The sequence below is a fragment of the Kitasatospora sp. NPDC059817 genome (genome assembly GCF_042731835.1).
GTDB lineage: Bacteria > Actinomycetota > Actinomycetes > Streptomycetales > Streptomycetaceae > Kitasatospora.
Genome location: NZ_JBHWIR010000064.1, coordinates 4563 through 27592, shown reverse-complemented (window position 1 = coordinate 27592; position 23030 = coordinate 4563). Strand labels below are relative to the sequence as shown.

Genomic DNA, 23030 nt, shown 5'->3' with positions numbered 1-23030 from the left:
TGACTGTACCCCACCAACCGCCACACCCACCCCCCACACGGACCACACCCGCCGGGCCTGCGGGCGTGTTTGTCGGGGGGCCACCCCCCCCCACCCCAACGCACAAGCCGATTCCTTACTGTCAGTCAACAATCCGTCACAGTCGTGAGACCATTGATCATGCGGTGCCCGCATACGGATATGCGAGGAACGCATCGGATTGCACCATGTGACCCGGCAGGCCTCGTAGCGTTGGGATGGGCTGTTGAACTGGAACTCGGCAGCGATCCGGGATGCCTCCCGGACGAGGAACTACGGCAAGATCATCGAGCTGGCTCGAACGTACCAGCGCATGACGCAGGTGCAGTTGGGCGAGGCATGTGGACTCTCACAATCAGCGATCTCACGACTGGAGAAGCGAGGCATCGCCCCCTACGCCATGGACGTGCTACTGCGACTGTCACAGCACCTGGGAATTCCAGCAGCTCTGCTCGGCCTCGCCGAAAATACGGTTCAGACGCGAATCGGAACTGAGAACGTGGAAAGACGTCAATTCCTGGGAGCAGCCGCAGCAATCGCGGCATCCCCCGTATTCACTGCCGCCGCGGGATCCACGGACGAGGCCGAGCAGCAAGCTGTCGCACTCCGAGTTGCCACCACCTCCTACCGTCGACTTGACGGGTCGACGCCCTCACGGGAGCTTGCCGATGTCGTCCACTCCCATCTGCGGTTGATCCAGGGGCTGATTGGCGCGGCACGGAGCGATGCTCATCGGATCAGGCTCGCCGCCATCGCGAGCGAGGCGGCGAGCCTGGCCGCTTGGCTGGCGTGGGACATGGGAGACCACGGGTCCGCGCGGTCGTTCTACGGAGCTGCGATCAAAGCCGCGCGGTCAGGAGCACACCCACTGCTTGCCGCGTACCAGTCCGGAAGCCTCGCGCAGTTCGAAGCTCACACCGGCAACGCGGTCCAGGCGCTCAGTCTCACCCAGCGAGCCCGCAGCTTCCTGGAGCCTGCGCTTCCCGCAGTCGCCGACGCGTGGCTTTCATCGGTTGAGGCCCTCGGACATGCAGCCGCAGGCGACCAGCGCAGCGCCGACCGCGCCTTGACACGTAGCCGAGCCGTGCTTCAGGCAGACATCCGGGAAGAACCACCCCCATGGCCCTGGGTGTTCACCTTCGACGAGTCCAAAGTGGCCGCTGCCAGAGTGGCCTGCGGCGCGAAACTCGGACTCTCCAGGTGGGCATCAGAAACGGCGATCCCGGTCCCGGCGACCAGTCATGCGAAGCAACGCGCGCTGCTGTTGCTGGACATTGCAGCAGGCCATCTGGCCGCAGGACGGATCGAGGCGGCATTCGCCCTCGCCACGCAAGCTCTGGAGATCGGACTCCAGTACCGTTCAGGTCGAATCGTCGAGAGAGGCCGCGCACTTCGACGGTCGTTCAGCACTTCCTCGCCGTCCAAGGTCGTGAGGGAGTTCGACGAGCGCCTGCACGGTGTCTATCTCTAGGAAGGGATCGCAGTGCGAATCGGAATCACGGGGCATCGGGGGCTGGCGGCCGGGGTGGAGGAGCAGGTTCGACGGCTGCTCGAAGACGCTCTCGCGGGCGAGGACCCGACTGGGCTCACGGTCGTGTCCTGCATCGCGGATGGGCCGGACGCGTGGATCGCGGAGTTCGCGCTCGAACGGGGGGCGCGGCTGGAGGTCGTCATTCCGGCGGATCAGTACCGGGATGGGCTGCCGGGCTGGCATCACCCCGTCTACGACCGGCTGTTGAGCAGTGCCGACGCCGTTCACCGAACAGGCCGGGTGGAGTCCGACGAAGCCGCCCACATGGCGGGGAGCGAGGTCCTGGTAGCCCAGGTCGACAAGCTCCTCGCCGTCTGGGACGACCTGCCGGCCCGCGGCCACGGCGGGACGGCGGACGTGGTCGCCTACGCCCGCCAGCGCGGCGTGCCGGTTGAGGTGCTGTGGCCCCAGGGGGCACGCCGGTGAATGCGGAATGAGGTCTATCAGTCAGGCCGGTCGCACCGCCGCGACCGCGTCGGTGTAGAGCTCGGTGGTCAAGTCGGCCTCTTTGATGCCGAGTTCGGACAGCACCGCACGCACCAGGGCGAGGGCCAGCGCGAGGTCGGCCTCCGTGGCGGCCGTCGTCTCGACCTCGATGAACGTGGCGTCGTCCAACTCGGGAACGCGAACGAGCGTGGCGAGCAGGTGCCTCCCGTCGCGCTGGAAGCCGTAGTTGCGGCACCGCTTCTCGAACGCGATGCGAGGGGTGAAGCCCAGGCCCCGGATGATCTCGTGCACGGCGTCGGCGTCCTCGACCTTCGTCTCGGACTCCGGCTTCGACCCGGACGCCTCGTCCACCCGGGCCCCCTTGTACGTGAGCACCGTGCGCCTGCCGTCCGGGCTGTGCACGGTACGGATCCGCAACTCGCGATCGGCGCCCATCAGGCTGCCGTCCGGGGCGTCGTAGTACGTGTCGCGGTAGACCTCGGCGCGGCCGGCACCGTGCCGGGCCTCCAGTTGCCTGCGCACGCCTTCCGGGTCGCGCACGACCGCCTTGAGCTCCGCTTCGATCGCCATCCTCGCCCCTCCGTCAGATCACGCGCTCGGCGCCGTCCACCATCACATCGAACTGCCGCTTTGAGACCGACACCGGCAAGGTGCCGCCTTCAAGGCACGATCCGCGACCCGCGTCAGCTCGACTTCTCGCCGAGGGCAGCACGGAGCCAGTCGAGGGAGTCAGTTGCCAGGACGGCGTCGGCAAGTGCGTTGGCGGTCTTCGTGATGAGACGGCCACGACTGTTGTCGATCCAGCGCTGAGCGTTCGCATAGCCCTGAGCCTTGTACTCGACGCCCTGGATCAGGCACTCCAGCTTGTCGGCATCCCGCGCGCAGACCGCCTCCGGAGAGTCCTTCGCTTCGTACTCCGCGACGAGATCCCGGATGGTCGAGGCGAGGATCTCCGGCATTCCGCCGACCTGGTCGGCCGTCACCGCCGCCGGATCGGCGCCGGGCGCGTACTTCTTCCCCAGATGGTTGACGTCCCCGGTGCGCGTCTCCTGGGAGTCGTGCCAGACCGCGAGGAAGGCGGCCTGCGCCGGGTCCGCGCCTTCGAGCTTGGCAATGATCGAAGCGATCAACGCGGTTCGCCAGGAGTGTTCGGCGACCGATTCGGGATCGCGGACGCCGGCCATCCACCAGCCCGTACGCTTGGTCTGCTTGAGCGTCCCGGCTTCGAACAGGAACCTGGCCACCGGCGTCAGGTCGTCTGTCACTGTCTGGCTCCTCTCACGCCTCGACAAGGCGGATCGCGTAGCGGATGCTGTCGAGTTCGCGTCGCCCGCGCCGCGACAGCTCCCGACCATCCAACAGCACCGGGAGCCGTTCGCGCAGGGCGCGGGCCGCAGTTCCGGAGCGCAGCAGATCCGGCCGGACCTGGAGCAGTGACCACACACTGTGGATGTTCAACTCGGCGTACCCGCACTGCGGGCCGAGCCCCTGAACGAGGTGCGCGAGGAGCTTGTCTCCGGACCACGGACCCGGCGACCGGGCAGCGATGAAGTCGTCGGAGAGTTCGAGGTACGGGACCTCGCCGACCCAGTACGCCCAGTAGTTGAGGTTCGCCATCGCGCCCGCCTCATCGGCGAGGGCCGTTTCGATGAAGTGGCTCATCCGATCCCGGTCACCGTGGCGGGCGGAGACCATGGCGACGGAACGGGAGTTGAGCCAGTGACTCAGCCAGTCGTTCGGCCGCTCGGAACGCTGCTGGTGGGCGAGCCACTCCCGCGTGTCACCCTGTTCGTCGTATCCGGCCAGGTACAGCGCTTGGCGGCGGGCGAGGAACTGGTCCACTCCACGCGCTTCCTCGGCCGCGCGCCGCAGGTGCGTGTAGAACCGGGTGCGGTCGGGGGCGAGAAGTTCCGGTCCGGCCGGCGCTGGGCCCTTGCGTGGACGCGGCGGGGCCGGGAGGTCGCGAACAGTCTGCGGCGCTGCACCGCTGAGCGGCCACATGAGAATCTCCACGAGGTCGCGCCGTATCACCATCGCCCCAAGGGGGCTCCCGGCAGCCGGCGACTTCTCCTCAACGATGCCGGCGAGCAGGATGTCCGCCTCGAAGGATCGCTCCAGTGTCTGGAGGAGTGCGGGCGCTGCGCCCACCTGCATCAGCCGATGGCGGTAGGTGAACATCTGCCCGACAGGTACGGCCGTGAGCGGGCGCCGACCACTCTCCCATCCGGCGATCGTGTCGGTCGACACGGCCAACCGCTCGGCGAACTCGTCCTGGGTGGCCCCACACTGTTCTCGTATCACCCGAAAGACGTACCCGGAGATAGTGCCCACGCGTGGGCGCCGAGGCCTCCCCTGACTATCAGTCAGGGACTGATGCGGGCTTGACTGCATGAGAGCCCCCCACTTCGGGAGTTCGTGCCAACGTACCTGTACTCGTGGTCACTTCAGGTTCCGACTCCGGGACCCTACCGTCGTAGGCGTCCCCGACCGAGAGCGGTCGGAGACCCGTCGGCAGGTCTCGCTCCCTGCGACGGCGGTCCCGCTCTCATCAAGGAGCCTATCGGCCCGGCGGCACGCCAGTTGGTCGCTGTCACGTCCGTACACCTGGGCAAGCGCTCCACACGACAATCATCGCGAACAGGACAGATAGGAGGCACCCATGGGATGGGGAACCGGCAAGGACGGAAGCTCCGGTGGCGGCAGCGGGGGCAACGACGGCGGGCAGGGCAAGCACGCGAACAAGGACCGGAAGGACTTCGGGAAGGACAAGACGACCCCGGACACCTCGTCCGGGTCGTCGGCCGCCAAGCACCGCAAGGACGGCGACGGGAAGTGACGAGCCCGCAGAACGACCTGGAGCAGGCCGCCACGAAAGGCCTGCTCCGGGCGGTATCCCGCTCCCTCGGCCACGATGTGTCCGATGAGTGGCGAAGGGCCGCAGAGGCGACCCCGCGCCATCGTTTCCTCCCGGACCGGATCTGGCTTGCCGACGGTGACGGCTACCGGCTCTGCGACCGTGAACGTGAACCCGACCGCTGGCTCGCCGCCGCCGGTTCGGACGTTCCCGTGGTGACACAGGTCAACGACGGAGCGGAGCCGATGGACGTAGCCGATGCGTGGCCGTCGTCCTCCGCCTCCGAGCCGTCGATCGTCTTCCAGATGCTCGAACTCCTGGACATCGCACCGGGGATGAAGGTTCTTGAGATCGGCGCGGGCACCGGGTACAACGCAGCCCTGCTCTCCCACCGCCTCGGTGGGGCGAACGTGACGACGATCGAGATCGACGCCGCCGTGGCCCACCGCGCCCGGACCAACCTCGACGCCACCGGCTACGCACCCACCGTCGTCTGCGGCGACGGAAGTCTCGGCTGGAATGCCGCGTCGCCGTTCGACCGGATCATGGCCACCTGCTCCGTGAAGCGCGTTCCGGGCGAGTGGATCAGCCAGACCAGGCCGGGCGGGCAGATCCTCACCCCTTGGTACGACGAGTGGAGCTGCGGCGGGCTCCTCCGCCTGACCGTCACCGACGACGGAACTGCCACCGGCCGCTACACCGCCGACAGCGCCTTCATGCTGATGCGCACCCAGCGCCGCGACCTCCGCCTCTTCCGGGACGTCGTCATGGACGAGCACGTACCGGACGAGTCCACGACCACGCTCGACCCCTGGGCTGTCGCCGACTCGGAGTTCGAGACCCAGTTCGCCCTCGGGCACCGCCTCGGCGACCTCTGGTACGCCTGGCACCACGACCCCGCTCTCGACGACGTCGAGACGCGCCTCTGGGTGGCCACGACCGACGGCGGCTCCTGGGCCGCCGTCGACTGGGACGGCACCGAGAACACCGAGCGGTACACGGTCTGGCAGCACGGCCCGCGCCGCCTGTGGGACGAAGTCGAGGCCGCCCACCGCTGGTGGCTGGACAATGACCGCCCCGGTCCGAGCCGCCTCGGCCTCACCATCGGCCCAGGCGGCCATCAGGCCTGGCTGGACGACCCGACGAATGCGTGGCCCCTGCCGTAGGGGAATGGATCGCCCGTCGCATTCGGCAAGGCCCCGGATCGCCGGTCCGGGGCTGCTTGCCTGAATCCGATCGGATGTTCCAGGTGGTCAACAGCCCGACAACTGGTCAAGTGGAGAGCGGAATTGGCGTTACCTTGGATCGGGTGTCGAGCTGAGCCGGAGGGGCGTGGTGGATCGCCGGGGATTCGTGGCCGCCTCCAGTGCGTACGCGCTTGCGGCATTGGGCCTGCCCGACCCTGATGCCATCCTGCGGCGGGTGCAGGGAAAGACTGACAGCACAGTGAAGGTCGGCCGGGGCGAGGTCGCAGCGATCCGCCGGATGACGAAGTCGCTGGGCGACGCGGCCGCCGAGCTCGGTGGCGGCCATGCCCGCCATCTCGCCGTCCGCTCGACGAACGGGCTGCGGCGTTAGGGTGAATCGTGGCAGACGACCGACCGGGCCCGTCCGACAGTCGGGAGCAGTGGCGACGGGTTCGAATGTTCTTGAATGATCACCGCTTCGCGCTGACCAGCCGGCTCCTGACTGAAGTCCCTCCCGAACGGCTGGTCCCGGGGACTCCGTTGCTGGCTCGCCGGCACTGGATTCCGGACCAGCCGGTGCCGCTGGAGCGCGTCCGGCTGCGGTGGGTGCCGGACGCGCCGGAGGCCGAGCTGGACGGCGGCGAGCCGGAGTTCGACCGCATCCGCCCGTACCGGGTTGATGGAACCGCCCATCGCCGCTATGCCGACGCTGTTGGGGAGCTCGCCAGGCCCAGGCTGTTCGAGGACCGAAGCTGCTACCGCCTGCTCGATGTCGGGACGTCTGCGGGCGATCCGACGCTGGCCTTCGGCCGTGGCCGGTACTTCGACGTGATCAACATCTGTGAGGCCGTCGCGCACGAGTACGCGGCGGCGGTCCTGGCGGGCTCGGCCGCCACACCCTTCCGGGCCGCCATCGGCGATCCGACCGACCTCACGCGCCGGCCGGTCATGGCGGCCATCAGCACGCTGACCATCCGGCACGACCGCAGGACCGGCGAAGCGGAGTTCGTGCTGCACTGGCGAGACCCCGAGAAGGTCGCCAGCGGCGGGGGCCTCTTCCAGGTGATGCCGGTCGGGATGTTCCAGGCCTCGCACGACGCGCCATGGAACGAGGGGAACGACTTCGACCTCTGGCGGGCGATCCTGCGGGAGCTGAGCGAGGAGTTGCTCGGCAGCACCGAGGACTACGGGAGCGACAGGGCGCCGATCGACTACGCCGCCTGGCCACTCGACAAGTCGCTCACCGCGGCGCGCGCGGACGGCCGCCTGCGGGTGTTCTGGCTGGGCCTCGGGATGGATCCGCTGACGTTCGTCACCGACATGCTGACCGTGGCCGTGTTCGACGCCGAGCTGTTCGACGACACGTTCCGGCGCATCGTCTCGACCAACGACGAAGGCCACCGCGTTGGCCTGGAGGACGCCACCGGACGCTCGGCCGGCATCCCGTTCACGGCCGAGCAGGTGGATCGCCTCACCGGTGCGGAGCCGATGCAGCCCGCCGGCGCGGCGCTCCTGCGGCTCGCCTGGCGGCACCGGAAGGCGTTGTTGCAGCTCTCCTGACACAAGGAAGGCCCCGGACCGCCCGACCGGTCCGGGGCCGTTCACCTAGTGCGCGTCAGACGGTCTTGGCGGCCGCGAAGCGGGACGAGACGTCCTGCCAGTTGACGACGTCCCAGAGCTTCTCGACGTAGTCGGGGCGGACGTTGCGGTACTGCAGGTAGTACGCGTGCTCCCAGGCGTCGAAGGCGAGCAGCGGGGTGGTGCCCTGGCCGACGTTGCCGTGGTGGTCGTAGACCTGCTCGACGATCAGGCGCTTGCCGAGGGGCTCCCAGGAGAGGATGCCCCAGCCGGAGCCCTGCACGCCGGTGGTGGCGGTGGTGAGCTGCTTGCGGAAGGCCTCGAAGCTGCCGAAGTGCTCGGTGATGGCGTCGGCCAGCTCGCCCTCGGGGCGGTCGCCGCCCTCCGGGGAGAGGTTCTGCCAGAACAGCGAGTGCAGCACGTGGCCGGACAGGTGGAAGGCGAAGGTCTTCTGCAGGCCGACCAGGCCGCCGAACTGCTCCTTGTCGCGCGCCTCGGCCAGCTGGTCCAGGGTGTCGTTCGCACCCTTGACGTAGGCGGCGTGGTGCTTGGAGTGGTGCAGTTCGAGGATCTCGGGGGACATCGCCCGCTCAAGCGCGGAGTAGTCGTACGGCAGGTCGGGAAGCGAGTAGGTGCCCATGCTGGGACACAGCCCCTTTCGATGAACAGTGATGATCGTGCCGGGACAACACTATTGCGTATGAGTTGCAGGAACGAAGCATGGGCTCCTGCTTATTCCTCACGTCTCGTCGGGCACAATGGTCGCGAGTGCATGTAATGAGTGATGAGGGTGAGTGGCTGTGACAGGGTCACCGGTGGTGCTGGGGATCGAGTCCTCCTGCGACGAGACCGGCGCGGGTCTGGTCCGGGACGGCGTACTGCTCGGGCAGGCGGTGGCGTCGTCGATGGACGAGCACGCCCGCTTCGGCGGGGTGGTGCCGGAGATCGCCGCCCGGGCGCACGTCCACGCGATGGCGCCGGTGGTCGGCGAGGCGCTGGCGCGGGCCGGGCTGACGCTCGCCGACATCGGCGCCGTCGCGGTGACGACCGGTCCGGGGCTGGCCGGGGCGCTCCAGGTCGGGGTGGCCGCGGCCAAGGGCTACGCGTTCTCGCTCGGCGTCCCGCTGTACGGGGTGCACCACCTGGCCGGGCACGTCGCCGCCGCGACGCTGGACGGCGGGCCGCTGCCGAACCCCTGCGTGGTGCTGATCGTCTCGGGCGGGCACACCTCGCTGCTGCTGGTGCGCGACCTCGCCCGCGATCCGATCGTCCACCTCGGCGACACCCTGGACGACGCGGCCGGCGAGTGCTTCGACAAGGTCGCCCGGATCCTCGGCCTCCCCTACCCCGGCGGGCCGGCGATCGACCGGGCGGCCCGGGACGGCGACCCGACGGCCGTCCGCCTGCCGCGGCCGCTGACCGGACCGCGGGACGACCCGTACGCGTTCTCGTTCTCCGGGCTCAAGACGGCCGCCGCCCGCTGGGTGGAGGCGCGGCGCTCGGGCGGCTCGGACCCGTACGTCCCGGACCCGTACGTCCCGGACGCGGCGGCCGGGTTGCAGGAGGCGATCGCCGACGTGCTGACCCGCAAGGCGGTGCGGGCCTGCACCGATCACGGGATCGGCACCCTGGTCGTGGTCGGCGGGGTCGCGGCCAACTCCCGGGTGCGGTCGCTGGCCGAGGAGCGCTGCGCGGCGGCCGGGATCGCGCTGCGGGTGCCGCCGCTGAGGCTCTGTACGGATAACGGGGCGATGGTGGCGGCGATCGGCGATCTGCTGGTCCGCTCCGGCGCCGAGCCGGCTCCGGCGGAGCTGTCGGTGGATCCGTCGGCGCCGCTGGAGTTCGCGGCGTTGACGCCGTTGGCGCGGACTGCCGCGGCCTGACGGCGGGTTGATCCGCCGTCGGGCCGACCTGACGGGGTGCGCCGGCTCGACGCGGCGTGCCGACCTGACAACGGTTCGATCTCGCCCGACGCGAATCCGTTCCCAAGCCTTCCCCCGGCCGCAACAGGTGTGACATTTTACATGTCACACATCAGGAACCGTGTGCCCCCAATCACACGGCAACCCTCAACGGCCCCGGAGGCCCCCACAGATGCGTCCCTCCCGGATAGCGAAGGCCGGCGCGCGCAGACTCCCTGCGCTCGGCGTCGCCTTCTTCCTCGCACTCGGTCTCTTCGCACCCCAGGCCCACGCCGCCGACGCCCCTGCGGCCCACGCCTCGACCACCCCCACCGGCAAGGCGGCCGCACCGCACTCCGTGCCCGTGCCCAAGTCCCCCGACACCCCGAAGGACGCCCGCCCGCTGGCCGCCGACGAGCAGGCCAAGGCGACCGCCCCGACGGCGGCCAGCACCACCGGGGCCGGCGTCGACACCAAGACCGCCAAGGCCGACAAGGCCGCCAAGCAGCTCGCGGCCGCCCCCGCCTGCGACGTCTCCGCCTTCACCGGCAACACCGGGGCCGCGCTCGTCCAGCGGGTCAAGGCCGCCGGCCTCGACTGCGTCAACACGCTGTTCACCCTGACCGGCAACGACGCCAAGGCCGCGTTCAACGAGGCCCAGATGGCCACCGTCGCCAACGCCCTGCGGGACGTCTCCGCCACCTACCCCGGCGACGACTCCACCTCCGCCGGCCAGCTGGTCCTGTTCCTGCGCGCCGGCTACTACGTGCAGTGGTACAACCCGGACGTGGTCGGCCCGTACGGCGCCACCCTGCAGACCGCCATCCGCGGCGCCCTCGACGGCCTCTTCGCCGCCCCGCACAGCAAGGACGTCACCGAGGCCAACGGCGCGACGCTCGCCGAGGCCGTCACCCTGATCGACAGCGCCCAGGAGAACGCCCGCTACACCGGCGTCGTCAAGCGCCTGCTCGCCGACTACACCGGCGCCTGGACCGGCTCGATGGCCACCGCCGTCGCCAACACCAAGACCGTCATCGAGCGCGGCTTCGACCTCCCCGCCTTCACCGCCGCCCTCCAGGCCGACCCCTCCTTCGCCACCACCATGGCGTCCTTCGTCACCCGCAACAGCTCCCAGCTGAACGGCTCCGACCTGGTCACCTCGATCGGCATCCAGATCGGCAACCTGGTCGCCAACGACGCCACCAGGGCCCAGGGCCGGCCGATCGTCAAGGACCTGGTCAACCGGTACCCGCTGGTCGGCGCCACCGCCCCGCTCACCATGAACCTGGTCTGGTTCGCGGAGAAGAAGGACACCGGCAACTGCGCCTACTACGGCACCTGCGACCTGGCCGCCCGGCTCGTCCCGCTCGTGCTCACCGTCGACCACACCTGCAACGCCAACCTGCGCATCCGCGCCCAGGACATGACCGCGCAGCAGCTCGCCGACACCTGCACCAGCCTGATCAACGAGGACCAGTTCTTCCACCAGGTGGTCAAGGACAACGGCCCGGTCGCCAACGACAACAACACCAGCCTTGAGGTCGTCGTCTTCGACGACTACTACGACTACAGCCTCTACGCCTGGAAGATGTACGACATCGCCGTCGACAACGGCGGCATGTACGAGGAGGGCGACCCGGCCAAGGCCGGCAACCAGGCCCGCTTCATCGCGCACGAGGCCGACTGGCTGCGCCCCGCCTTCCAGATCTGGAACCTCAACCACGAGTACACCCACTACCTCGACGGCCGCTACGACTTCTACGGCGACTTCAACGCCGGCATGACCACCCCGACCGTCTGGTGGGTCGAGGGCCTCGCCGAGTACATCTCGTACAGCTACCGGGGCGTCCACTACGACGCCGCCGTCGCCCAGGCCGGCAAGGGCACCTACACGCTGAGCACCCTCTTCGACAACACCTACGACAACTCCGACTCCACCAAGGTCTACAACTGGGGCTACCTGGCCGTGCGCTACATGCTCCAGTCGCACCCGCAGGACGTCGACGCGCTCCTCGCCAAGTACCGCGTCGGCGACTGGAACGGCGCCCGCACCCTGCTCAAGACCACCATCGGCACCCGCTACGACGCCGACTTCGCCACCTGGCTCAAGGCCTGCGGCGCCGACAACTGCGGCAGCCTGCCCACCAACCAGGCCCCGCTGTGCACCGCCGGCGACACCCGGCAGTACGACAAGAACTGCCGCCGCGACGGCGTCGCCGCCACCACCGGCAACTACAGCTACAACTTCCTCAACCTGCCCGCCGGCGTGAAGCAGCTGACCATCACCACCAGCGGCGGCACCGGCAACGCCGACCTCTACTACAACGGCGGTGCGTGGGCCACCACCGGGTCGAACCTGGCCAAGTCCACCAACGCCGGCAACGGCGAGACCCTCACCATCACCAACCCGCCGTCCGGCTGGGTGTACTTCAGCCTCTACGCCCAGCAGGGCTTCGGCGGCGTGACCGTCACCACGACGTACAACTGACCTGCGCATACCGGACATCGAGGAGGGCCCCGCGTGCGGCGGGGGCCACCTCGCGCGTTCGGGCCCCCTCGCACTCAGCCCTCCGCCGACCAGGTCACCACGGGCGGGCGGACGGCGGCGCACAGCGGACGGCCCTTGGCATCCGTCAGGCGCAGCCGGGCCACCAGGACGCCGCGCTCCACCGCCGCCTCGACGACCTCCCGGTCGACCGCCGCCAGCAGCAGCTTGGCCCGGCGGAACAGCGCCCAGCCGTCACCGTTCCCGGTCACCCAGTTCAGGTAGACGAACCGGGCACCGGGGCCGCCCTGCACGTACCGGCCGGTGAGGTCCGCACCTCCGGGTTCCGGCCTCGCCTCGCACTCCAGCGACCAGCGGGCGCGCGGCGCGTCCCCCGGGAACAGGTCGAGCAACTCGGCCGGGCGGCCCCGGCGTTGGACGGCGACGTACAGGTCCCGGTAGCCCGGGAAGCCCGGCGCGGCGGCACACTCACGCCCCGGCAGGTCGGTGGCCTCAATCCTCAGCTCCATACCGATATGGTCCCCCACCGCACGCCTCGGGAAGTTATAACGATCGGCCATCTAATGCGCCGCACAATCCGGACCGGCGAGGAGGTCATCCTTTGTCAAAAGAGTGTCAGGAGCCCTAGCTTTCGGTTAAGGTCCGGAGTTAGATGAAAGTCGGTTCGGGGTTCCGATCGGAATACCGAATTTCCGCCAAGCCGCGGGCATCCTTGCTCCACCGTGCCTGCCATCCCGGGAATGGAGAGTACCCATGAAGATGATCAAGGCTATCGTGAAGAAGTTCAAGCGTGACGAGGACCTCGCCGACCACTCGTGGATCGCGCACGTCATCTGACGCATTGTCACCAACGGGGGCCGTGGCCGAGCCACGGCCGGGTCGCGGCCCCCGCCGGCGCTGCAGAGCGCCCCACCCTTTCACCTGCCCGGAGTTCCCCCGCCTGCCCGGAGTTCTCCGCCCGCCGGGGGAATCCATTCCATCGCCATTTCATTGGAGGCGGGATTCTCATGGAAGAAATGGCGCCGACAGCCGGGCGCAGCCATTCCATTGTTTACGCCCCGAAGATCCAGGACCTGCTGACCAGGGAAGAAAAGGTATTCCGGATCGACGCCCGCACGGTCGGCGTCTCCGACAGCGAGCTGATGGCCGAAATCGTCGCGGCGCGCCCCGTGCGGTCGGCGGAGCGCTCGGTCTACAAGCCCGCCGCGGGAGCGGACATCCACCACGACAGCGCGACCAGGACGATCCGCGCGCTGGGTCAGGACGTCATGGCGGGCATCAGGACCCCGCCGCCCCCGGCACGCGGGCTGTCCGGCGCCTGGCCCTACGCGGCCACCTCCTACCTGCGCCGATGGCTCTTCGCGTCCGACCCGCTGCCGGTCTCCCTCCTGTCGAAACGCGGCGTCACCCGCTCCGACCGGCTCTCCCGGATCGTCGACCGCGCCGTCACCGTCTGGCCGGGATCCGCCGCCGAGGGCAGGAGCACCGCGCTGGCCGGGCAGATCCGCGACGCCTCCGACACCCGGGAGCGGAGGCAGGCCATCGCGCTGTACCGGCGGTCGACGGCCACCCTCTGCGACGGGGTGGCCGCACTGGCCGGCAACGCCCTGTGGCTGATGGGGCCGGACCGGGAGCGGGAGGGCGCCCGCGCCGACCTCACCGAGGTCCTGTGGGAGACCCTGCGGCTCCTCCCGCCCGCGTGGATGCTGTTCCGCAACGACGGCCACGCCTACACCGGACTGCACCCCGAGATCCGACCCGAGGACCGCGTCGCGCTCTTCCCGCTCCTGATGCACCGCCACCCGGAGCACTGGTCCGACCCGCTGGAGTTCCGGCCCGAACGGTGGGCCGGGGTGGCGGACCCGGAGAAGACGCCCGGGTTCATGCCGTTCGGCTTCGACGGGGCCCGCTGCTGGGCCAAGCACCTGGTCGTACCCCTGGCCGAACGCCTGCTGAACGTCGCCTTCGACCACCGGCTCGCCATTCGCGGCCCGCAGCAGGAGACGCACGTCCCCCTGCGCTCCCTACTCTCCGTACGGTTCGACGCCGCGGCCAGGGCCTGACCCGCGAGCCCCGAACACCCTGACACCACGGGACACACCATGGAATCGCCCACGCTGGCCGACTGGGTCGGCGACGTCCGCAGCTTCACCGGCCACCAGTGGCAGCGCAAGCCCGCCGTCTTCACGCCGGAGAAACTCGCCTCGCCGTTCGACCTGGACGCGTTGGACGCCGCCTTCGACACCGGGCTGCTGCGCACCCCCTACCTGGAGATGGTCCGCTCCACCAAGGTGACCGTCCCGCCCGAGGCCTACACCACGTCACGCACGGTCAACGGCATCACGTACCACGGCTTCGCCGACCGCGCGAAGGTCCTCGCGCTCCTGGGCGTCGGGGCGACGCTGCTGCTGCGCTGCGTCGACCAGTGGCACCGCCCGACGGGCGAACTCGTGGCGCGGCTGTCCGAAGAACTCGACCGGCGCGTGGAGGCGTTCTTCTTCGTCACGCCCGCCGGCGGCCAGGGCCTCGCGGTGCACCGTGACGACGCCGACGTGTTCGTCCTCCAGGCCGCCGGACGCAAGACCTGGTACGTCCACGACGCGCCGACCGCGGCGGATTGGACGCCGGGAGAACTCCCCGACGACGAGCACTCCCCGCGGCTCCTGCACAGCGTCCTCGAACCCGGCAGCGTGCTCTACGTCCCGCGCGGCTTCGCGCACCGCGCGGTCGGCGCCGCCGGCCTCTCCGCCCACCTGTCCCTCACGATCCGCGACATCTCCGTGCCGGACCTGCGGGCCGCCCTGGAACAGCGGTTGACGGACGGGCTGGACCTCCCGGCGCGCCCGCTGGGCGAGGCCGCGATCGACGACTCCTGCGCCGCGCTCCTGGACCACGTCCGGACGAGGCTCGACACGATCGAACCGGAGGACCTGCGGCTCGCCGCCCGGGCCGCGCCGGCCCGGGCGGCCCGGGCGGAGGCGGCGGCGGAGAACGCGGAGCGCGCGGAGACGTTCGCCGAGGCGGCCCGGACCTGGGAAGGCGGCGGGACCGGCGCCGGGCGGGCCGGGCTGGCGTCCGTCAGCCGCACCTGGCGCAGGCTGCGCGACGCGGCACGCACCACGCACTGACGCACCGGCGCGCTGGCCCACCGGCGCAGGGCCGTCAAAGACACACACCTCGTCCGGCGGGCGCCGCCCGTCCTCCGTACCGCCGTGACGACGGCGGTACGGAGGACGGTCAGCACCGGCCCTCGACGGCCGAAGGCGTCAGACCCGCTGCGCCGGGACCGTCCGGTCCCGCTGGAGGTCCAGCAGCTCACGGAACAGCCCGTCCGGGCGCGCCGCCAGCTCCGCCCAGGTGCCGGTCTGCACGATCCGGCCCCGGTCCATCACGATCACCCGGTCCGCCACCGCCGCGTTGGCGATGTTGTGCGTCACCAGCAGCGTGATCCGCCCCGGGGCGAGGGCGCGCAGCGCGTGCAGGATGCGGTGCTCGGCGCGCGGGTCCAGGTCCGAGGTCGGCTCGTCCAGGATCAGCAGCCCCGGGCTGCGCACCGTCCGGTACAGCGCCCGGGCCACCGCCGCCCGCTGCCAGCCGCCGCCCGACAACTCGGCGCCGCCCCACCAGCCCTGGGCCAGCAGCGTGCGCCAGCCCGACCGCAGCCGGGCCACGATCTCGTCGAAGCCCGTCCGCGCGGCCGCCCGCTCCACGTCCGCCATCACCTGCTCGGTGAGGTGCCCCAGGTGGACGTTCTCGGCCGCCCCCAGCGGCCAGCGCGCGAACTCCTGCGGCACCCGGGCCACCCGCGACCACATGCCGTCCGCGTCCAGTTCCTGCACCGGCACGCCGTCCCAGCAGATCCGGCCGGACTGCGGCAGGTAGAGGCCGGACAGCAGCTTCAGCAGCGTCGACTTGCCGCTGCCGTTCTGCCCGATCACCGCCACCACCTCCCCGGCCCGCAGCGTCATGCTGACCCCGCACAGCGCCGGCTCCTGCTGCTCGCCCGGGTAGGCGTGCCCGAGGTCCGCGACCTCCACCAGTTGCGGCGCGTCCGGCACGATCCCGCCGCGCCGGATCCGGTGGCCGCCGGCCTCGTCCAGGAAGGTGAAGTAGTCGTCCAGGTACAGGCCCATCCGGTACAGCCGGGCGCCGTTGCCGACCAGGCCCTGCAACCCGGACGAGGCCGTCCGCAGCGCGAACGTCGCCGTACCCGCCGCCGCCAGGTCGATCCGGCCGCTCGCCACCAGGTACAGCAGCGTGCCCCAGACCAGCGCGCTGCCCGCCCCCGTGCCCAACGAGGCCAGCAGGGAGACCTTCGCCGCCTCCCTGGTCGCCCGGTCCGTCGCCTCGACGATCTTCTCCTCGGCGCGGCGGTACTTGGCCATCAGGAACGGCGTGACCTGGTCCGAACGGACCTGGTCCGCGCGGGTCTTGTCGATCAGGAACCAGCGGTAGACGCGCAGCGCGCCACGGTCCTCGTTGGTGGCCACCGCCGCCAGGTAGTGGATCCGGGCCGTCCGGACGGCCGCCACCCCGGTCGGCACCGAACCCAGCAGCAGCAGCGGCACCAGCCACGGGTGGAGCGTCGCCAGGACGCCCGCCGCAGCCGCCAGCGAGACCGTCGAGGCGATCACGTCCTGAGCGTTGGAGAGCAGGTCCGGCGTGGTCGAGGCACCCCGATCGGCCGCCTCCCACTGCTCGTTGTACGCGGGCTCGTCGTACGCCCGCAGTTCGGCCGCGCACCCGGCGGCGATCAGCGCCAGCTCCGCCTCCCGGGTGACCCTCGGCGACACCCGGCCGGACAGCCCCACCACCGCGATCCCCAGCACCGCGCGCAGCGCGGCCGAGACGGTCAGCAGGAGCAGCGACGGCGCGGCGGTCCGCAGGTGCTCCCCCACCGGGCCCGCCACCAGCAGCGCGCCCAGGGTGCCGGTCGTCGCGTACAGCGCCAACGCCCCAAACACGCCCGCCAGCGCCTGGCACACCAGCAGCAGCACGGTGGACGTCCGGTCCGCCGCCCACGCCAGCGCCAGCGCGCGGCGCACCAGGTGCGGGAGGCGGCGCAGCATCGCGTTCGCCGACATCGACGCGCCGGCCTCGGCGCGGCGGTCGCCGGGGAAGCGCAGGCGCAGCTCCTCGTCGTGCCGATCCTGATCCTGGTCATGCTGGCCCTGATCCTGGTCGTGGTCAGGCGGGGTGCGGTCGGGCGGGGTGTGGGGCTTCTCGGGCTTCACGATCTGTTCGGACACAGTGCTCCCTGCTCCCTGGTACGGCGGCCGGTGGCCGCAGCGGATCCGCGCGCGGGCAGCCCTCACCGCTGTGTGGGCGTGTGGGGTCGGCAGCGGTGCCGGAGGGCACTCTGCGAGGGGCTGGCTGCGGTGCGGACCCCGATCCTGGCAGCGGTCCGCCGGGCCGTCCGGCGTGTCCCGGCCGGTCTCACTCGATCCGGGCGATTCCGTGTCGGCGGCGGCGAGTTGGTGGCAATCGATCACCGGGATGGTCCGCGATGTTCGATTCAGGGGTCGGTTGCGGTGCACTCCGGACGTGCGGTCCGACGATCACACGAACGTCCCGGCCGAGCCCGCACGGCCCGACCTCGCCGACCGTCTCAGCGGGTCGGCGGGTGGAGCGCGAGGAGGGAGGGGGTGGTGGGGGCGGCGAGGCGGAGCAGGCCGTGGCCGGCGCCGGCGAGGCCGACCATCAGGGAGGGGCTGTGGACACCGTGCGGGAGGCCGCAGATCCAGCCGCGGGTGTCGAGGTCGTCGAGGGTGGCGTGGGCCTGCCGCAGGGCGGCGGTGCGCCAGCGGTCGCCGGCGAGGAGGAGGGGTTCGAGGTTGCCGAAGTCGCCGTGGCAGAGCGAGAAGTTGTGGCCGAAGCCCTCGCGGAGGACGGTGGTCAGGGCGGTGTCGCGCTCGCTGAGGAGCAACTCGCGGGCTTCGGGGAGGAGTTCGGCGAGTTCGGTGCGGGCGAGCGCGATGCCCGAGGCGCCGTGGCACCAGAGGGACGGGTAGGAGGGCGCGTCGGGGCCGTCGTCCTCGCGGACGTCGCGCCAGTTGGCGGCGGCCGGGTCGAACAGGGTGCGTTCGTACGCGACGGCGGCTAGGGCGAGTTGGGGCAGCCGGGGGTCACCGAGGTGCCGGCCGGCGCGGGCGAGCGCCCAGGCGATGCCGGAGCCGCCGTGCGCGAAGCCGGCCAGCGGGCGCTTGACGGCGCCGGCGAGCGAGGCGGGCAGCCAGCCGGCGCCGCCTTCGGGGTGCGGCGCGGCGGCCCGGACGAGGCGTTCGGCGCAGGCGGCGAGGGCGTCGGTGACGGCGGGGCCGGGGCGGACGGCCGCCCAGGCGAGCAGTCCGCCGATGGTGCCCGCGTTGCCGGCGAGCAGGTCGTGCTGGGCGTCGTCGGCGGCGGTGGCGGCGCTGCGGCGCACCACCTGGGCGGCCAGGGCGTCGAGTTCGGCGTCGGGGTGGTGAGCGGCGAGGTGGGCGAGGGTGTAGAGGACGCCGCCGACGCCGGAGAGGCCGCCGCCGAGGCGGTCGGCACGTCGCCGGATTTGATGACGCAGCGTCAGTTCAGCTGCCTGGGCAGTGTTTCGGTGCTCGCGATCGCCGGTGACGGTGGCGAGCTGGTGGAGGAAGAGGGTGACGCCGGCCGTCCCGCTGTAGAGGTCGGGGCCGAGTTCGGCGGGTGCCCAGCGGCCGGGCGGGGCCCAGTTGGGGCCGGCCCAGGCGAGGTCCGCGCTCCCCCGGTAGGCCTCGCGGAGGAGTTGTTCGCCGGCGTCGACGGCCTTGGCGAGGGCGCGGGAGGCCAGGTCCAGGCCTTCGGCGGGCTTCCCGGGTTGCGCGGGAGGGGACGTGGCCGGGTGGCGGCGCGGCTCGCGGGCGCCGTCCGCGGTGGTCACCGACAGGCGCAGCAGCTGGAGTTGGCGGGCCAGGTCCGGTTCGCCGAGGGCGTCCGCCTTGGCGAGGGCGAGGTCGAGTGCGGGCCGGTCGGTGACGCCGGGGATCAGGGCGCCGGTGGAGGAGCGGGCGTCGACGCTGTCGGGGCGGATGGTGAAGACCGGGACGTCCCCGCGCCAGAGGTCGACGCGCTCGTGGTCGACGTAGGCGAGCGCGTGCTCCTCCCAGGCGGGGAGCGCCCAGAGCCGGTCGAAGTGGCGGTCCTGGTCGAGGCCGTCGCGGAGCAGGTCGGGGTGGCAGGCGGTGGCGAGCAGGCTGCGGTACTCGAAGGTGTCGCGGCGGAGCATCCTGGTCTCGTCGGCGGCGAACGCCCGGATGAGTTCCCGGAGTTCGCCCTTGTGGGCGGCGAGCAGCCGGTAGGCCTCGGTGAAGCCGGCTTCGAGTTCGCCGACGTGGTCGGCCAGGCGCAGCGGCCGCCCGGGCGGGACGGGCCGGCTGCCGGGCGCCGCGACGGGCATCCGGTGGTACTCCAGGCGGAGCCGGTCGGTGCCCTGGTCGACCAGGATGGGGGCGGGGCGCGGCGGGAGGCTGCCCGGATCCCAGCCGAGGGCGGAGAGGTCGGTACCGCCGTTGCCCTCGTCCCACATGCGCTCGGGCAGCAGGCCGGAGCGCAGCACCGAGTGTCGGGCCTCGTGACGGGCGAGCCGTTCGGACTCGGAGAGGTCCTTGGCGGGTTCGGGCAGGTCGGGGTGGAACAGCGCTTCCAGGTCGATCAGGACCGGCTGGTCGCGGACGGCGATCAGGTTCTGGGCGTGGCAGTCGACCGCGTCGAGGGTGTGGAGCAGCGCGGCAAGAGTGCCGGCGCGGTGGTAGAAGTCGCTCAACTCGGCGTCGTCGCGGGCTGGTTCGGCGGTGGCGTGGGCGACCCAGCCGTAGCCGTCGCGGGCCAGGTGGGCGAGGTCGTGCAGCGGCAGCCGGAGCATGGGGTTGAGCCAGCGCAGGAGGTGCTGGAAGTGCGTCTCGGCGCCGAGCGGGCGCGGCTTGTAGACGATCCGGGTGCCGTGCTCGAAGCGCAGGGCGCTGACGGTGGCGCCGCCCCGGTGCGGGTCGCCGAGGCCGGTGGCGAGTTCGGTGAGGCGGCCGAGCGGGCGGCCGTCGGCGAAGGTGCGGGCGAGGGCGGGGAGGTCGGCGGCGAGGCGGCGGTACAGGGTGAGGCAGGTGGCGGTCCACTGTTCGGCGGCGGTGGCCAGCCGGTGCGCCAGCACCGGGTATTCGGCGAGGAGTCGGACGGCGCGGCCGGGTTCGGTGAGCCGGTCGAGGAAGTTCCGGTAGCGCTGCTCGGGGGTGTCTCCGGTCAACTCGCCGGAGAGACGGGCGACGTGGAGTTCGGTGATGACGGTGCGGACGGCTGTGGTGTGCGCGGTCGCGGTGAGTGCGGGCAGGACGAGGGCGGTGAGCTGGTCGGGGGTACCGAGGGTGGCGGGGCCGGGGGTGGCGGCGTCCGCGGTGGCGGGGCCGAGTTCGGCGAGGCCGGTGCGCAGGCGGTCGCGGGCGTCGGCGAGCAGTGGGGCGACGAGCCGGGCGAAGGCGTGGTCCTCGGGGAGGTCGAGGGTGTGCCCGGCCTCGAAGGCGGCGGCGAGGCGTTCGGCCCAGGCGGGGGTGCCGAGGCGGTCCGCGAGGTCGGCCGGGTGTTCGGCGAGCAGGGCGCGCAGCCCGTCCGGGTCGAGGCGGTCGGCGGCGAGGCGGCGCTCGAACCAGTCGTCCCGGTCGAAGGGCGGCTGGGCGCGCCAGCGGTCGAGGATCCGTCCGGCGCGGTCGGCCCGTTCAGTCTGTTCGGCGCGTTGGGCGTCCGGGTCGGGCAGCGGACCGCGGGCGGCGAGCGGGACGGCTCGGGCGGCGGCCCGCCGGATTTCGGACGCGTCAACCACGGGCGGTCTCTCCATGCTCGGTTCGTGCGCGACGGTTGCGGTGCTTGGTGCCCGACGGTTGCGGCACCGGACGTACGCGCCCCGGCCGGGTCGTGCGTCCGCGACGCGGGCTCCGGCGGTGCGGCCGGGGTCCGCGTCGCGGACGGCGGACTCAGAAGCTGCAGACGTGGGCGCAGCTGCTCCAGCCACCACAGGTGCTGGCCTGCACCGCGGCGGTCACGTAGACCTCGTCCGACAGGTCGCCGGCCGGGTGGACCTGGTGGCCCTGGCCGAGGGTGAGCCGGAAGTCCTCGTCCTTGAGCGCGCGGACCTGCTCTGCCGTGGGCTGCATGGTGCCTCCTTCAGACATTCGGGTCTGGCACGGTCGTGCCGGGTCGGGATCCTGGCACCGCCCCACCCGCCGCACCAGAGGTGTGCCGCGCACCGGGCACAAATTCGGCCAGGGTCGGAATAGGGACGAGGCCTCCCCCGCCCATCCCGCTCCCGCAGGCCGCGCCCGTGCCCCGGCTCGCCCGTCGGACCTCGCATCGCCCTACACCTGTCCGGAATCCAGACCGTGACGGGGGCCTGAACCGGGCCCCACGTTTGAACGGCCGGGCCCCGGGCAGTCCGCGCCGCCCGTCGCTCCTGTGGCCGGGCCGGGCACCGAAGGTCACGATGGAATCCGGCGACCCCCGCCCCCGGCCCGATCGGAGCGCGATGAGCGAGCAGCACAACGTCGTCCTGCTGACCTTCCCGGACGCCACCGCGTGGCGGGCGGCCTTCGACGAGGCGCAGCACCTGCCGGGCCTGCGGCAGCTGGCGGCCCTGGAGCGCAGCGCCGACGGCCTGTTGGAGATCCAGGACACCTTCACCCGGGGCGCGGGCGTGACCACCGTCAGCTCCGGCGTCCTCGGCGGCCTGGTGGGCCTGGTCGGCGGGCCGATCGGCGTCCTGCTCGGCTTCGCGGCGGGTGCGGCGCTCGGCAACGCCGCCGAGGAGGGCCGGGCGACGGAGGGCGGCGCCGGGCTGATCATGCTCTCGCCCCGCGTCCCGGACGGCGGCGCGCTGCTCGTCCTCGAGCTCCGGGAGTCCTCTCCCGACCGGGCCGACGACCTGGCCTCCCGGCACGGGGCCACGGTCGAGCGGATCGACGCGCAGGACTTCGCCGAGCAGGTCCGGGCCGCCGAGCACAAGGCGGAGCAGGACACGGCGGAGCAGAACGCGGCGGCGCAGAACGCGGCAGAGCAGGATCCGGCCGAGCGGGACACGCCGGAGGAGCCCAAGGCGGAGGGTCACCGGCCCGACAAGGGCGCCTGACCCGCCGCCCGACCCCTCAGTCGACCCCTCACCCGACCCCTCACTCGGCCCGCAGCGCCTCGACCGTCCGCGCCCGGGCCGCCCGGACGGCGGGCAGCAGCGCCCCGAGCACCGCGATCAGCACGCCGCCGAGCCCGAGCAGCGCCAGCACCGGCGTGCCGAACACGTCGAGGGCCGAGGCGGGGAAGCGGAGCCCGGCGCTGCGCCCCATGGCGGGCACCGTCAGCCGGTGCAGCAGCAGCCCGACCGGGAGGCCGATCGCGCCGCCGAGCGCGCCGACCAGGACGACCGGGGCGAGCGCCCCGCCCACGGTCTGCGCCGGGGTCATGCCGAGCGCCTTGGCGACGCCCGTGTCCCGCTTCCGCTCCCGGATCTCCAGGACGACGGTGTTGAACACCCCGAGCCCGGCGACCACGACGAGCAGCGCGGTGAGCGTGGCGGTGAGGGAGTTCAGGGCGGCGATGGAGCCGCTGGAGCCGTGCGACCCGCCTGCCTCGGCCGTCATCCGCACCGGGGCGAGGGCGGCACCGAGGGCGGTGGCGTAGGCGGCGCGGTCGGTGCCGGGCTTCAGCGCGACGGACCAGGAGTCCGGGTGCGGGGCGGCACCGGGCGGGTAGCCGGCGGCGTCGGTGAACAGCTCGTTGGTCTGCATGTGCGGGTCGAAGACCTCGCCGACGATCCGGACGGTGACCGCCCTGCCGTGGGAGGTGAAGGTGACCTGGTCGCCGAGCGCCACCGAGGCCTCGGTGAGGAAGGTGGCCGGGGCGACGGCCTCGCCCGGGGCCCGGAACCAGCGCCCGGAGACCATCCGGTAGCCGGCCCCGGACGCGTCGCCGGCCGACCCCGTGACCCACGTGGAGCCCCCGACCCCGCGGTCCCTCAAGACCT

General features: G+C 71.8%; 20 protein-coding genes. 11 read left to right on the top strand and 9 right to left on the bottom strand.

The annotated features are described in order from the left end of the window. The first annotated feature begins 244 nt into the window (after nucleotides 1-244). Both ACFV61_RS16340 and ACFV61_RS16335 read left to right on the top strand, forming a co-directional pair. Complete coding sequence (locus ACFV61_RS16340) at nucleotides 245-1489, top strand: helix-turn-helix domain-containing protein (RefSeq protein WP_380492217.1); 1245 nt, start codon at nucleotides 245-247, stop codon at nucleotides 1487-1489. Between the two features lie 12 nt (nucleotides 1490-1501). Further along, complete coding sequence (locus tag ACFV61_RS16335; RefSeq protein WP_380492215.1) at nucleotides 1502-1975, top strand: hypothetical protein; 474 nt, start codon at nucleotides 1502-1504, stop codon at nucleotides 1973-1975. A 21-nt stretch (nucleotides 1976-1996) separates the two neighbouring features. Here ACFV61_RS16335 and cyaB read toward each other — a convergent pair whose 3' ends face one another. From cyaB to ACFV61_RS16320, 3 genes are all read right to left on the bottom strand, one after another. Further along, entirely contained in the window at nucleotides 1997-2566 is a 570-nt protein-coding gene (cyaB, locus tag ACFV61_RS16330) for a class IV adenylate cyclase (RefSeq protein ID WP_380492212.1), read from the bottom strand. Between the two features lie 113 nt (nucleotides 2567-2679). Continuing rightward, nucleotides 2680-3261, bottom strand: coding sequence for an HD family hydrolase (locus ACFV61_RS16325; RefSeq protein ID WP_063346518.1), 582 nt, complete (start codon nucleotides 3259-3261; stop codon nucleotides 2680-2682). A 13-nt stretch (nucleotides 3262-3274) separates the two neighbouring features. Then, nucleotides 3275-4387 (bottom strand): helix-turn-helix domain-containing protein, encoded by a 1113-nt coding sequence (locus tag ACFV61_RS16320; protein ID WP_380492209.1) that lies wholly within the window; start codon nucleotides 4385-4387, stop codon nucleotides 3275-3277. 268 nt (nucleotides 4388-4655) lie between these two features. Between ACFV61_RS16320 and ACFV61_RS16315 the strand changes: the two genes are divergently transcribed. The 4 genes from ACFV61_RS16315 (at nucleotide 4656) to ACFV61_RS16300 (ending at nucleotide 7597) form a co-directional block, all read left to right on the top strand. Continuing rightward, on the top strand, nucleotides 4656-4832 hold the full coding sequence (locus ACFV61_RS16315) for a hypothetical protein (RefSeq protein ID WP_244293278.1): 177 nt from the start codon (nucleotides 4656-4658) through the stop codon (nucleotides 4830-4832). Further along, complete coding sequence (locus tag ACFV61_RS16310) at nucleotides 4829-6016, top strand: methyltransferase domain-containing protein (protein ID WP_380492207.1); 1188 nt, start codon at nucleotides 4829-4831, stop codon at nucleotides 6014-6016. Before ACFV61_RS16315 ends, ACFV61_RS16310 begins: the two co-directional genes overlap by 4 nt. Nucleotides 6017-6203: 187 nt before the next feature. Beyond that, nucleotides 6204-6428: a hypothetical protein gene (locus ACFV61_RS16305; protein WP_380492205.1), complete on the top strand. Its 225-nt coding sequence runs from the start codon at nucleotides 6204-6206 to the stop codon at nucleotides 6426-6428. Nucleotides 6429-6436: 8 nt separating this feature from the next. Next, the gene (locus ACFV61_RS16300; protein WP_380492203.1) at nucleotides 6437-7597 is read left to right on the top strand and encodes an XRE family transcriptional regulator; all 1161 of its coding nucleotides are present in this window, start codon (nucleotides 6437-6439) and stop codon (nucleotides 7595-7597) included. Nucleotides 7598-7652: 55 nt separating this feature from the next. Here the strand turns inward: ACFV61_RS16300 and ACFV61_RS16295 are convergent, their stop codons facing one another. Further along, entirely contained in the window at nucleotides 7653-8255 is a 603-nt protein-coding gene (locus ACFV61_RS16295) for a superoxide dismutase (RefSeq protein WP_380344361.1), read from the bottom strand. 175 nt (nucleotides 8256-8430) lie between these two features. Between ACFV61_RS16295 and tsaD the strand changes: the two genes are divergently transcribed. Together tsaD and ACFV61_RS16285 are read left to right on the top strand one after the other, a co-directional pair. Continuing rightward, the gene (gene tsaD, locus ACFV61_RS16290; RefSeq protein WP_380492234.1) at nucleotides 8431-9498 is read left to right on the top strand and encodes a tRNA (adenosine(37)-N6)-threonylcarbamoyltransferase complex transferase subunit TsaD; all 1068 of its coding nucleotides are present in this window, start codon (nucleotides 8431-8433) and stop codon (nucleotides 9496-9498) included. A gap of 211 nt (nucleotides 9499-9709) precedes the next feature. After that, nucleotides 9710-12004, top strand: a complete 2295-nt coding sequence (locus tag ACFV61_RS16285) for a M9 family metallopeptidase (protein WP_380492201.1) — start codon at nucleotides 9710-9712, stop codon at nucleotides 12002-12004. Between the two features lie 74 nt (nucleotides 12005-12078). Here ACFV61_RS16285 and ACFV61_RS16280 read toward each other — a convergent pair whose 3' ends face one another. Beyond that, nucleotides 12079-12531 (bottom strand): DUF5990 family protein, encoded by a 453-nt coding sequence (locus ACFV61_RS16280; RefSeq protein ID WP_380492199.1) that lies wholly within the window; start codon nucleotides 12529-12531, stop codon nucleotides 12079-12081. Between the two features lie 507 nt (nucleotides 12532-13038). On the opposite strand from ACFV61_RS16280, the gene ACFV61_RS16275 reads away from it, so the two are divergent. Further along, nucleotides 13039-14085, top strand: a complete 1047-nt coding sequence (locus ACFV61_RS16275; protein ID WP_380424834.1) for a cytochrome P450 — start codon at nucleotides 13039-13041, stop codon at nucleotides 14083-14085. Between the two features lie 39 nt (nucleotides 14086-14124). Continuing rightward, entirely contained in the window at nucleotides 14125-15150 is a 1026-nt protein-coding gene (locus ACFV61_RS16270) for a JmjC domain-containing protein (protein WP_380492197.1), read from the top strand. 138 nt (nucleotides 15151-15288) lie between these two features. Here ACFV61_RS16270 and ACFV61_RS16265 read toward each other — a convergent pair whose 3' ends face one another. From ACFV61_RS16265 to ACFV61_RS16255, 3 genes are all read right to left on the bottom strand, one after another. Next, nucleotides 15289-17271, bottom strand: a complete 1983-nt coding sequence (locus ACFV61_RS16265; protein WP_380492196.1) for an ATP-binding cassette domain-containing protein — start codon at nucleotides 17269-17271, stop codon at nucleotides 15289-15291. 359 nt (nucleotides 17272-17630) lie between these two features. Continuing rightward, on the bottom strand, nucleotides 17631-20843 hold the full coding sequence (locus ACFV61_RS16260; RefSeq protein WP_380492194.1) for a type 2 lanthipeptide synthetase LanM family protein: 3213 nt from the start codon (nucleotides 20841-20843) through the stop codon (nucleotides 17631-17633). Nucleotides 20844-20994: 151 nt separating this feature from the next. Beyond that, nucleotides 20995-21174, bottom strand: a complete 180-nt coding sequence (locus tag ACFV61_RS16255; RefSeq protein ID WP_063346527.1) for a hypothetical protein — start codon at nucleotides 21172-21174, stop codon at nucleotides 20995-20997. A gap of 368 nt (nucleotides 21175-21542) precedes the next feature. Here ACFV61_RS16255 and ACFV61_RS16250 point away from each other — a divergent pair, with 368 nt between their 5' ends. After that, nucleotides 21543-22142 carry a hypothetical protein gene (locus ACFV61_RS16250; RefSeq protein WP_380492192.1) on the top strand — a complete coding sequence of 200 codons (600 nt, stop codon included), beginning with the start codon at nucleotides 21543-21545 and terminating at the stop codon, nucleotides 22140-22142. A gap of 40 nt (nucleotides 22143-22182) precedes the next feature. Here the strand turns inward: ACFV61_RS16250 and ACFV61_RS16245 are convergent. Continuing rightward, on the bottom strand, nucleotides 22183-23030 hold an 848-nt coding region (locus ACFV61_RS16245), incomplete at its 5' end, for an ABC transporter permease (protein ID WP_380492190.1).

Bases quoted from the DNA above. Each gene is read 5' to 3' on its own strand.
- ACFV61_RS16295 (WP_380344361.1), bottom strand. From the start codon at position 8,255: ATGGGCACCTACTCGCTTCCCGACCTGCCGTACGACTACTCCGCGCTT.
- ACFV61_RS16280 (WP_380492199.1), bottom strand. From the start codon at position 12,531: ATGGAGCTGAGGATTGAGGCCACCGACCTGCCGGGGCGTGAGTGTGCC.
- ACFV61_RS16320 (WP_380492209.1), bottom strand. From the start codon at position 4,387: ATGCAGTCAAGCCCGCATCAGTCCCTGACTGATAGTCAGGGGAGGCCT.
- cyaB (WP_380492212.1), bottom strand. From the start codon at position 2,566: ATGGCGATCGAAGCGGAGCTCAAGGCGGTCGTGCGCGACCCGGAAGGC.
- ACFV61_RS16255 (WP_063346527.1), bottom strand. From the start codon at position 21,174: ATGCAGCCCACGGCAGAGCAGGTCCGCGCGCTCAAGGACGAGGACTTC.
- ACFV61_RS16275 (WP_380424834.1), top strand. From the start codon at position 13,039: ATGGCGCCGACAGCCGGGCGCAGCCATTCCATTGTTTACGCCCCGAAG.
- ACFV61_RS16270 (WP_380492197.1), top strand. From the start codon at position 14,125: ATGGAATCGCCCACGCTGGCCGACTGGGTCGGCGACGTCCGCAGCTTC.
- ACFV61_RS16315 (WP_244293278.1), top strand. From the start codon at position 4,656: ATGGGATGGGGAACCGGCAAGGACGGAAGCTCCGGTGGCGGCAGCGGG.
- ACFV61_RS16285 (WP_380492201.1), top strand. From the start codon at position 9,710: ATGCGTCCCTCCCGGATAGCGAAGGCCGGCGCGCGCAGACTCCCTGCG.
- ACFV61_RS16250 (WP_380492192.1), top strand. From the start codon at position 21,543: ATGAGCGAGCAGCACAACGTCGTCCTGCTGACCTTCCCGGACGCCACC.